The organism is Binatus sp. (SeqCode) (genome assembly GCF_050013435.1).
In the GTDB taxonomy this organism is placed as follows: Bacteria; Desulfobacterota; Binatia; order Binatales; family Binataceae; genus Binatus.
In genome coordinates, this window is sequence record NZ_JBEKFG010000100.1 from 1 (window position 1) to 10,735 (window position 10,735).

The following is a 10,735-nucleotide window of genomic DNA, read 5'->3' on the forward strand; positions in this document are numbered from 1 at the left end:
CATTAAGAACAGCCATGACTACGACGACGCCATCCGCCGGAAATTGAAGGAAGGCAAGTCGGGCGAGGCGCTGTTCTTCGAGCTCGCGATCGAAGACCTGACGTGCGCCGCCGATCTCTTCCTTCCGGTCCACAAGGCGACCAACGGGGTCGACGGCTGGGTCTCGCTCGAGGTCTCACCCAAGCTGGCCTACGACACGAAGAGCACAATCGCGGCGGCGCGAGAACTCCACGCGCGGGCGGCTCGGCCCAACCTCTTCATCAAGATTCCCGGCACCGACGAGGGCCTCCCGGCCATCGAGGAGTCGATTTTCGCAGGCGTAGCGGTCAACGTGACGCTGCTCTTCTCGCGCCGGCAATACGTTGCGGCGGCAGAGGCGTACCTCCGCGGTATCGAACGACGCGTCGCCGCGGGCTTGAACCCACAGGTTGCATCAGTCGCCTCGCTGTTCGTCAGCCGCTGGGACGTGGCCGTAGCGGGGAAGGCGCCCGCAAGCCTCGAAAACCAGCTCGGTGTAGCAGTGGCCAGGCACACCTACAAAGCGTATCGCGATCTGCTCGCTTCTGATCGCTGGTTGCGTCTCCTCAATGCCGGCGCACGCGCGCAGCGCGTGTTATGGGCAAGCACCGGCACCAAGGATCCGAAAGCATCGGACATCCTGTACGTCAAGTCGCTGGCGGCGCCGTACTCGGTGAACACCATGCCGGAGAATACCTTGCAGGCGTTTGCCGACCACGGCGACATCGGCGCCACGATCCCGCCCGACGGGGGAGACGCCGAGCAAGTCCTCGAGCGGTTCACGCAGGCGGGCATCGACCGCTACGCTTTGGCGGAACAACTGCAGCGCGAGGGAGCGGCGTCGTTCGTCAAGTCCTGGGATGACCTTCTCGCCTGCATTGCGGAGAAGAGCACTCAGCTCAAGAGCTAGACATGCGCACGACGATGACTCCGCTGGCAACAAAGCCGGCCCTGGTCTCGATGCACAACGGCGAAGGACTCATCGATGAAACCGGCTAGCCCGCGCATTCTGACAATCAACGGCGGTTCGTCGAGCATCAAGTTCGCGTTGTTCGAAGCTGGCGAGTCGCTGCATCGCGCGTTAGACGGGAGCATTGAGCGAATCGGTCTGCCGGACGCTACGTTTGCCGTCAAAGGTTCGGAGAACTTTTTCCGGCCGCTGGCCGTGCCGAACCACACGGTAGCGGTTAATGTGTTGATGGACTGGCTGGAGGAACGCAGCGCGCGTGATGCATTGACCGCGGTAGGGCATCGCGTGGTGCATGGCGGGCCGAAGTATAGCGAGCCGCAGCGAATCACTGTGGAGATGGTTGAGGAGCTGCACCGGCTCAGTCCATTCGATCCTGACCACATGCCCGAAGAGATCCTCTTGACCGAGGCATTTCATCGCCGATTTCCTGACCTGCCCCAGGTGGCGTGTTTCGACACGGCTTTTCACCATGACCTGCCTCACGTCGCCCGGTTGTTGCCGATCCCGCGCCGCTACGAAGCGCAGGGGGTGCGGCGGTACGGGTTTCACGGGTTGTCGTATGCGTTTCTGGTGGGAGAGCTGGCCCGCCTGGCCGGATCGGAAGCGGCGCAAGGCCGGGTCATCCTCGCACACCTGGGCAACGGCGCGAGCCTGGCGGCGGTGCGTGACGGAAAATCCGTGGACACCAGCATGAGTTTCACCCCGACCGCCGGAGTACCGATGAGTACCCGCTCAGGCGATCTCGATCCCGGACTGGTTTGGTATCTGGCGCGCACTGAAGAAATGAGCGCGAAGCAATTCAACGAGATGGTCAATTTCCAGTCCGGGCTGCTTGGGATGTCGGAGACCAGTTCCGATATGCACGACTTGCTCGAGCGTGAAACGCAGGACGTGCGGGCGGCTGAAGCGGTCGCGCTGTTTTGCTACCAGGTCAAAAAGTGGATCGGCGCATTCGCGGCCGCGCTGGGCGGACTGGACACGCTGGTGTTCGCCGGCGGCATCGGAGAGAACGCGCCCACGGTCCGCGCCCGGATTTGCGATGGGCTGGGATTCCTGGGAATCGAACTCGAAGAAAAGCGCAACGCGGCGAATGAGGGCGTGATTTCTGCGGCGGCAGGCCGGGTCGCTGTCCGCGTCATTCATACAGACGAAGAACTCATGATCGCCAGGACGGTTTGCCACGTTCTAGGCATTGGCGCAAAGAAAGGGAACTGAACCATGAACACGACAACTCTTTCCCCGGAGCTGCTCCACAAGATGGATGCATACTGGCGCGCGGCAAACTATCTCTCGGTCGGCCAGATTTATCTCTACGACAATCCGCTGCTGAAAGAGCCGCTGAAACTGTCGCACGTGAAGCCGCTGGTAGTCGGACACTGGGGCACGACGCCGGGTCAGAACTTCATTTACGTGCATCTGAACCGGGTCATCAAGAAGTATGACCTGGATATGTTTTACATCGCCGGTCCCGGGCACGGTGGCCCGGCGCTGGTGGGTAACACTTACCTCGAAGGCACCTATAGTGAGATTTATCCGAACGTCAGCCAGGACGAAGCCGGAATGAAAGAGTTGTTCAAGCAATTCTCCTTCCCCGGCGGGATTTCCAGCCATGTTGCGCCGACGACGCCGGGGTCGATCCACGAAGGCGGCGAGCTGGGGTACTCGCTCAGCCATGCTTTCGGAGCCGCGTTCGACAATCCCGATCTGATCGTCGCCTGCATCATCGGCGACGGTGAAGCGGAAACAGGCCCCTTGGCGACCGCGTGGCAGTCCAACAAGTTTCTCAACCCAATTACCGATGGAGCCGTGCTGCCGATCCTGCACCTCAATGGCTACAAGATCAGCAACCCGACCGTGCTCGCCCGCATCGAGCATGAGGAGTTGGATCAATTTCTACGAGGCTGCGGCTGGACGCCCTACTTTGTGGAAGGTGATGAGCCGGAAAAAATGCATCAACTCATGGCCGGTACCTTGGAACAGGTCATCGAAGACATCCGGCAAATCCAAAGCAACGCGCGCAAGAAGAATGACACCACTCGGCCGCGATGGCCAATGATCGTCCTTAAGTCACCCAAGGGCTGGACGGGACCGAAATTCGTGGACGGCCTGCAAATCGAGGGCACGTTCCGCTCTCACCAGGTCCCGCTCCTGGTGGACCCCGAGCATCCCGACCATGTCAAGCTCCTTGAAAGCTGGATGAAGAGCTACAAGGCCGAGGAGCTATTCGATAAAAATGGCCGTCTCAGAGCGGAATTAGCCGAGCTGGCGCCCAAGGGCGAGCGGCGGATGGGCGCCAATCCCCACGCCAACGGCGGCATTCTGCTGCGCGATCTCCGAATGCCGGACTTCCATGACCACGCGGTGAAGGTGCCCTCGCCCGGCGCCGTCGACGGCCAGGATACCCTCGTGCTGGGCAAGTTCCTGCGTGACGTGGCCAAGCTGAATCAGGATCAGCGCAATTTCCGGATCTTCGGTCCCGATGAGACACTCTCGAATCTGTTGGGCGCAGTTTTTGAAGTCACCGATCGTCAGTGGGACGCCCGGGAAGCTAAGAATGACGAATTCCTCGCGCCCGCTGGACGCGTGCTGGACTCGATGCTCAGCGAGCATCAGTGCGAGGGTTGGCTTGAGGGTTATCTGCTCACCGGACGGCACGGGCTTTTCAATAGCTATGAGGCCTTCATTCGCATCGTCGATTCGATGTTCAGCCAGCACGCCAAGTGGCTGAAGGTAACGTTGGAACTTCCCTGGCGCCGGAAGATTTCGTCGCTGAACTATCTGCTGGCCTCCCACGTCTGGCAGCAGGATCACAATGGCTTCACCCACCAGGATCCCGGTTTTCTCGACCACGTTATCAACAAGAAGGCCGACATCGTACGCGTCTACCTGCCGCCCGACGCTAACTGCCTGCTATCGGTCTTCGATCACTGCCTGCGCAGCCGGCATTACGTCAACGTCGTGGTTGCAGGCAAACATGCGCTGCCTCAATGGCTAACTATGGATGCAGCGGTCGTGCATTGCACGGAAGGAATCGGCATCTGGCAATGGGCCAGCAACGACCAGGGCTCCGAGCCGGATGTGGTAATGGCGTGTTGCGGAGATACGCCCACGCTGGAGATTCTGGCCGCCGTCTCCATCCTTCGCGAACATTTGCCCGCTCTGAAAATCCGCGTTATCAATGTCGTCGATCTGATGAAGCTACAGCCCAGCACTGAGCACCCGCACGGGCTGAGCGATAAGGATTATGACTCGCTCTTCACCACAGACAAGCACATCATCTTTGGCTTTCATGGATACCCCTGGCTGATCCACCGCCTGGCCTACCGCCGCACCAATCGCAACTTACACGTCCGCGGCTACAAGGAAGAAGGCACCATCACGACGGCCTTTGACATAAGAGTGCAGAACGACCTTGACCGATTTCACTTGGTGCAAGACGTGGTGGACCGCCTGCCGCATCTGGGAGCCAAGGGGGCGTATCTGAAGCAGATGATGCAGGACAAGCTCATCGAGCACCAGCATTACATCGACAAGCACGGCCAGGACTTGCCAGAAATCCGTAACTGGAAGTGGAAGTAGCCGCAGATCAACGACATAGGATCGCGAAGGCAGAAAATTAATGAATAAACTGAAGCATAGCCACCACCCGCCCGAAGGTCCGGATAGCGACGGTATTAATCATGGCTTCCATCGTCCGTACTGGAAGCATGCGCATCATGACTGGCGTTTGTGGGTCGCCGTGAGTTTGATGCTTGTAGCGCTGCTTACCTATGTGATGACAGGCGACTTGGCGTGGTGGCCTCGCAGCCAACCGCAGCAGCCGCTGCCAGGCGCCGTCGGACAATAGCAACGCCTGGACTTTCACAACCGCCTATTCGTCAGCGGGTGAGCCGGGGCGAAACCGCGGTGAACTCCTGGCGTCTTACATAGAGAGCGCCTTGCGCTTATCATCACTGTTCGACAAGGAGCATGAAGTACGTGCCTGAAGAATCAACCAGCACCCCGGTTCAGAATGACGACGCGCTGGGCCGGCTCGAGCGACGCATCGAAAGCCTCGAGTTCGCGGCGCAGCAGGAAAATCGATGGTGGCGAGGCGGCTTGATTGCGGCGCTCGTCCTGGTGGCGCTATCGATCTTGATAGCCGGCCATCACCGGCGTCATCACCCGCCGCCGATGACGGGAATGCGAGGCTGCGAAGGGCAGCGCATGATGCCCTATAGCCCACCCCCACCCCCGCCCCCTTACTCGGGTTATGGTCCCGGTGGCGGCTACTATGGGCCTCCCGAGGGTTGGCACTATCGCCAATGGAATGGCCCGGGCCCCGCGGCTCAACCGCCTGCGCCCAAGGGCTGATTCTCACCAGGGACCGCGGCCTCGCGACGCCGCGGTCCTTGCGCGTTTGGGCTTGACCTCGCGTTTGTGAAGCGAAATGCTCGCGTTCTTCCATCGCAGTCCGACCGGCAGACCAACGTCGCCTTCGAGAAGGTCGCGCGACAGGGATAAGAGCCGGACCCGAGTTGCGTTGGTCGGCATCAACGTGCCACGCAGAAACAGTCTCTTGTATGTGCTATTCGTGAGCGTCGTCGCTCTCACTTCGGCGTGTGATCAACGCCAGACGCTCAAGCTTCGGTATCTGCGCGGTTTTGTTCCCGGCACGCGAAACGCTTTTGAACCCGCAAGGATAGCGATCACTCCGCCTGGCGGGCTCGCAACGTTTGCCGAGCGCGAGATCGGCGTCGTGTATGGAGCCGATGAGAAGATTGAGACGAAGCTTTACGCAACAAACCTCGAAGGCCTTATCGTTGCAACGCTCGTGACCCAAATGCGCGACAGCGGGCTCGATGCCTTTGCGGTGGCGGCGCCGGCCGCGGCAGGCAAAGACGAAATGGCTGGCGCCGATTTTCTCCTCACCACCGAGGTCGAAGAGTTTCGCGTGACGAAGAGAATTGGAAGTTTCTTCGTAGTCGGAGATTGCGTCCGCTGTCATTCTCAGCCGGTGAAACCCATCCTCGACCGGTATTTCACCATGACATCGCGTGTGCGGCTGCGCTTCGGTGTCCGAGACCGCAACGGGACAACGCTGTGCACCGGCTCGATCAGTGGCAGCGAAGATGAGCCGCCGACCAGCAGGCCGGGAGAATCATTTCTGCCGCTGGAGACCGACCCCGCCGAATCGCTGTCGGTCGCGCTCTCCCGAGCGATCGGATCATTGCCGCTCGATCCGGCACTCGGCCGGGTTATGCGCGAGTGCCGGAAAAATCGCTGATCCGCGCGCATTTTGCCCGCAAGCGCGCGACTCAGGACGTTACTTTTCGCGTGGATTAGGTTTTGAGAAGTCACCTACCGTCGCAATCTCGTAAGTTCTGGCTCTCGCTTGCGAATCGGTAAAGATCGATAATCACGACCATGACGGCCACAGCTATACAGCACTTCCCGCAATCGGATGGCGCAGGCGATCTCGGCGCGATACTTGTTCGCCAGCGCGAGGCGTTTGTTCGCAACGGAGCGCCCTCGCTCGAAGCGCGGCGCGCGGATCTCGCCAAGCTCAAACAAGCGATCAAGGAAAATACGGAGAGGATCGCCGAGGTGATCTCGTCGGATTTCGGCAATCGCTCGGCGCATGAGAGCCGGTTTGCCGAGATCTGGACCACCTTGGCAGGAATCCGCCATACCAGCAGTCATCTCGGCAAGTGGATGAAGCCGAAGCGGGTTTCGGTCAGCCTGGAACTGATGCCGGGAACGGCGCGCATCATCTATCAGCCGGTCGGCGTCGTCGGCATCATCAGCCCGTGGAATTACCCGTTTCAGCTTTCGATTTTGCCGCTGATGGCGGCGATTGCGGCCGGCGATTGCGTGATGCTGAAGCCGTCGGAATTGACGCCGCGCACCTCGGCATTTCTGGCCGAGCTTCTTTCCGGCCTCTTTCCCGCCGATAAGGTCGCGGTGGTGCAAGGCGGACCGGAGGTCGGCGAGGCGTTTTCCCGGCTGCCGTTCGATCATCTTTTCTATACCGGCTCGACCGCCGTGGGCCGCAATGTGATGCGCGCGGCCGCGGAGAACCTGACGCCAGTCACGCTGGAGCTTGGCGGCAAATCGCCGTGCATCGTCGGCGACGACGCATCGATGTCCGCCGCGGTCGAAAGCATCATCTTCGGCAAACTGATGAACGCCGGCCAGACGTGCATCGCGCCGGATTACGTTCTCGTGCCCAGGGCGCGGCGCGACGAATTCGTCCGGCAGGCAGAGGCTGCGGTCCGTAAGTTCTATCCAAGCCTCAAGTCAAATCCCGACTACACCAGTATCGTCAATGAACGCCATTACCGCCGCCTCTCAAACTATATCGACGAGGCCAAGGCGGCAGGCGTCGCGGTCGTCGAAATTAATCCGGCTGGCGAGACGCTGGAGCCGGGCGCGCGCAAGTTCATTCCATCGCTGGTGCTCGATCCGGAAGACGGACTCGGCGTGATGCGCGATGAGATTTTCGGCCCGATCCTGCCGATCAAAAGCTACGACCGGCTCGACGAAGCGATCGAGTACGTCAATCGCCGGCCGCGTCCGCTGGCGCTCTACTATTTCGGGCTGGACCCCAAGCAGCGCGATGAAGTTCTGCACCGGACGATTTCAGGCGGCGTGGGCGTCAACGAGACGCTGATGCATATCGTGGTCGATGATTTGCCGTTCGGCGGCATCGGTCCCTCCGGCATCGGCGCATATCACGGCGAGTTCGGCTTCCAGACCTTCTCGCACCGCAAGGGCGTGTTTTTGCAGAGCCGCTTCAACAGCGCGTGGATGCTGCGTCCGCCCTTCGGCAAACTCGCCGATACCATGCTGAAACTTTTGATGCTGCGGTAGCGCGCGGGGCTAAACCGCCAAGTTCGCGCCGGCGCTGCCTCGACCTCATTCCGCGACGCCTGAGCGCAGCAGCTCCTCGGCGATGATGATGCGCCGCACCTCGCTGGTGCCCGCACCAATCTCCATCAGCTTGCACGCACGATAGAGGCGGTTCACCTCCATCTCCCACATGAAGCCGCTGCCGCCGTGAATCTGCACGGCGTCGGCTGCCACGCGCGAGGTCGCTTCCGCGCAGTAGAGAATGGACGCTGCGGTGAGCTTATGGACACCGCCACGACCGCCGCCGCCGATCTCCAGGACGTTCACGGCCGCGAGCGCCCGGTAAGCAAGCACTCTCATCGACTCGATCGCGGTGTACATGTCGGCGAGCTTTGCCTGGATGATTTGGAAGTCACCGATCGGACGGCCGAACTGTTTGCGTTGCCGCGCATAATCGAGGGCAAGCTGCAAGCAGCGTTCAGCGATCCCGATCGACAAGGTCGCGCCCACCGCGCGCTCGAGGTCAAGCCCGCTCATGACGATCGCGACGCCGGCGTTTTCCTCACCCACGCGGTTGCCGACGGGAACCCGGCAGTCGTCGAACACGAGCTCCGCCGTCGGGCTGCCGCGAAATCCCATCTTGATGAGCTTCTGCGCCACCGAAAAGCCCGGCGCGCTCTTCTCGACGAGGAACGCGCTGATGCCCTTGGGGCCAAGCTCGGGCGAAGTCTTCGCGTACACGAGCAGCACATCGGCGATCGAGCCGTTTGTGATGAACAGCTTGCGCCCGTTCAGGAGGTAATGATCCCCGTCGCGTCGCGCCGTCGTGCGCATGCCGCCGAGTGCGTCGGAGCCGGCGCCGGGCTCGGTAAGGCCGAGCGCGCCGACCAGCGTCCCGTCGGCGAGACCCGGCAAGTAGCGTTTCTTCTGTTCCGGACTCGCGTTGCGCTGGACGTTGTTCATGCAGAGATTCTCGTGGGCAAGCCACGAGAGACCGACGGCCTGGTTCCAGCGCGCAAAGGCCTGGCCCACCAGCGCCGACGAAAAAAGATCGAGTCCGGGTCCGCCTTCCGACTCCGGGATCGTCAGGCCCAGGTAGCCGGCCGCGCCGAGGCGACGGAACAGTCCTTCCGGCCAGCACTCGTCGTCGTCCATCTGCTTCGCCAGCGGCGCCAGCTCTTTGCGCGCGAACTCGTCGGCCAGCGCCAGCGTGCGGCGCTGGTCTTCGGTCAATTCGTAGGGATTTTGAGCGGGCGCGATGCGGGCCATAGGGCCTCCTGGGCTCGAATGTGATTATCAATTACCACAGACTCGGTCCGAGGCAAGCCCCCGCAGCGTTCTTCGCGGCCCGCTCAATCGCGCGATTTGGCTTGAAAACGAACGAGAATCCGCCTAAGTAACTAACGAGTCCCCTTCGTTTCAACAACCGAAGAGACATCCCCGGAGAATGCGCCAAAGCGGGGGAGGAAGATGAGCCGGAAGCTGCTTCAATATTTTGTTCTTTTAGTCACTCTAATGATCGCCAGTGCCGGGCAGGCCGCGCCCGCCGCGCCCGACCCTCCCTCAAACGATGATTGTCTGAAGTGTCACGGCAAGCTGGATGCTTCGGCCAAGCTGGGTGATGGCGAGACGATGTCGCTGTACGTCGATTCGGAAAGCTTCGCCCATTCGGTTCACGGCGGCAAGCTCGCTTGCACCAACTGCCACACCAACATCACCGCGGTGCCGCACCCGGCGCGGCAGTTCAAGGACCGGCGTGCGATGTCGCTGGCATATTACGAGTCGTGCAAACAATGCCACTTCGCCGAGTACACCAGGCTGCTTGACGGCGTTCATTACGCGGCCCTGGAAAAAGGCAAGGAGAAAGCGCCGACCTGCGTCGACTGCCACGGCTCGCACGCGATGGGACCACCGGCCAAACCGCGCATGCACATCTCCGAGACGTGCGCGCAGTGCCATACTGCCGTCGGCGCCGCATACGCACGAAGTGCTCACGCCGCCGGCCTGGCCAAGGGCAACCCCGACGTCCCGGTATGCACCGATTGTCACCATGCGCACGACAACGCCAATCCGATGACGACCGAATCGCACCTGCGCATTTCCGAGCTTTGCGCGCACTGTCATACGAACGAGAAACTGATGGCGAAATACGGGATCTCCACTGACGTGCTCACCACCTACCTCGCCGATTTTCATGGACTGACGGCGTCGCTGTATCGTTCCCAGGGCATGAAGCCCGCCGCGCTCACCGCCACCTGCACGGACTGCCATGGTGTGCACGACATCACCTGGGTCAAAGGTCCGGGATCCGGCGTGATCAAGGCCAACCTGCTCATCAGATGCCAGCATTGTCATAAAGGCGCCGGTCCGAACTTTTCTTCGGCGTGGATGGGGCACTACGAGCCGAGCCTGAGGCATGCGCCGCTGGTTTACCTGGTCAAGCTTTTTTACATGATTTTCATTCCGTTCGTGGTCGGCGGGTTGGTCATTCAGATCCTCCTGCATCTTTGGCGGGTGGTGGTAAACATATGATGAACGAGTACATCCAACGCTTTTCGGTTCGACAACGGATTGAGCATCTCACTGTGATGATCCTGTTTCTCGTGCTTGGCGTGACCGGGTTTGCGCAGAAATTTTATGACGCCCCTTGGGCAATCTGGACAATCAACGCGATCGGCGGGATCGACCGGGTGAGGTGGATACACCGTGCGGCGGGGATCGCGTTCACCGTGTTCGCGATTATTCACGTTTCGATCGGGCTGTTTCTGGTGCTTACCCGCCGGGCCAGACCCTCGATGATTGCCAGCCGCAAGGACTTCCAGGACGCCATCACTCAGTTGCGTTACTACCTCAGGATCTCCGACAAGCCCGCGCGCTTCGATCGCTTCGACTACCGGCAGAAGTTCGAGTACTGGG

General features: G+C 60.8%; 10 protein-coding genes. 9 read left to right on the plus strand and 1 reads right to left on the minus strand.

Features of this window, described 5'->3' with window-relative positions; genetic code table 11:
- From ABSB13_RS15535 to ABSB13_RS15565, 7 genes are all read left to right on the plus strand, one after another.
- The coding region (locus ABSB13_RS15535; RefSeq protein WP_428110141.1) for a transaldolase at nucleotides 1-928 on the plus strand (928 nt) is incomplete at its 5' end.
- Nucleotides 929-1,003: 75 nt separating this feature from the next.
- Nucleotides 1,004-2,203, plus strand: coding sequence for an acetate/propionate family kinase (locus ABSB13_RS15540; RefSeq protein ID WP_428110142.1), 1,200 nt, complete (start codon nucleotides 1,004-1,006; stop codon nucleotides 2,201-2,203).
- Between the two features lie 3 nt (nucleotides 2,204-2,206).
- The gene (locus tag ABSB13_RS15545) at nucleotides 2,207-4,567 is read left to right on the plus strand and encodes a phosphoketolase family protein (RefSeq protein WP_428110144.1); all 2,361 of its coding nucleotides are present in this window, start codon (nucleotides 2,207-2,209) and stop codon (nucleotides 4,565-4,567) included.
- 40 nt (nucleotides 4,568-4,607) lie between these two features.
- Nucleotides 4,608-4,835, plus strand: coding sequence for a hypothetical protein (locus tag ABSB13_RS15550; RefSeq protein WP_428110145.1), 228 nt, complete (start codon nucleotides 4,608-4,610; stop codon nucleotides 4,833-4,835).
- 131 nt (nucleotides 4,836-4,966) lie between these two features.
- Nucleotides 4,967-5,341 (plus strand): hypothetical protein, encoded by a 375-nt coding sequence (locus tag ABSB13_RS15555; RefSeq protein WP_428110147.1) that lies wholly within the window; start codon nucleotides 4,967-4,969, stop codon nucleotides 5,339-5,341.
- A gap of 169 nt (nucleotides 5,342-5,510) precedes the next feature.
- The gene (locus tag ABSB13_RS15560) at nucleotides 5,511-6,254 is read left to right on the plus strand and encodes a hypothetical protein (RefSeq protein WP_428110148.1); all 744 of its coding nucleotides are present in this window, start codon (nucleotides 5,511-5,513) and stop codon (nucleotides 6,252-6,254) included.
- A gap of 140 nt (nucleotides 6,255-6,394) precedes the next feature.
- Entirely contained in the window at nucleotides 6,395-7,840 is a 1,446-nt protein-coding gene (locus ABSB13_RS15565) for a coniferyl aldehyde dehydrogenase (RefSeq protein WP_428110150.1), read from the plus strand.
- A gap of 45 nt (nucleotides 7,841-7,885) precedes the next feature.
- Here the strand turns inward: ABSB13_RS15565 and ABSB13_RS15570 are convergent, their stop codons facing one another.
- Nucleotides 7,886-9,088: an acyl-CoA dehydrogenase family protein gene (locus tag ABSB13_RS15570; protein WP_428110151.1), complete on the minus strand. Its 1,203-nt coding sequence runs from the start codon at nucleotides 9,086-9,088 to the stop codon at nucleotides 7,886-7,888.
- A gap of 201 nt (nucleotides 9,089-9,289) precedes the next feature.
- On the opposite strand from ABSB13_RS15570, the gene ABSB13_RS15575 reads away from it, so the two are divergent.
- Entirely contained in the window at nucleotides 9,290-10,351 is a 1,062-nt protein-coding gene (locus ABSB13_RS15575; RefSeq protein WP_428110153.1) for a cytochrome c3 family protein, read from the plus strand.
- Nucleotides 10,351-10,735 (plus strand): cytochrome b/b6 domain-containing protein (locus ABSB13_RS15580; RefSeq protein WP_428110154.1); only part of this gene is annotated, 385 nt, incomplete at its 3' end. The genes ABSB13_RS15575 and ABSB13_RS15580, both read left to right, overlap by 1 nt.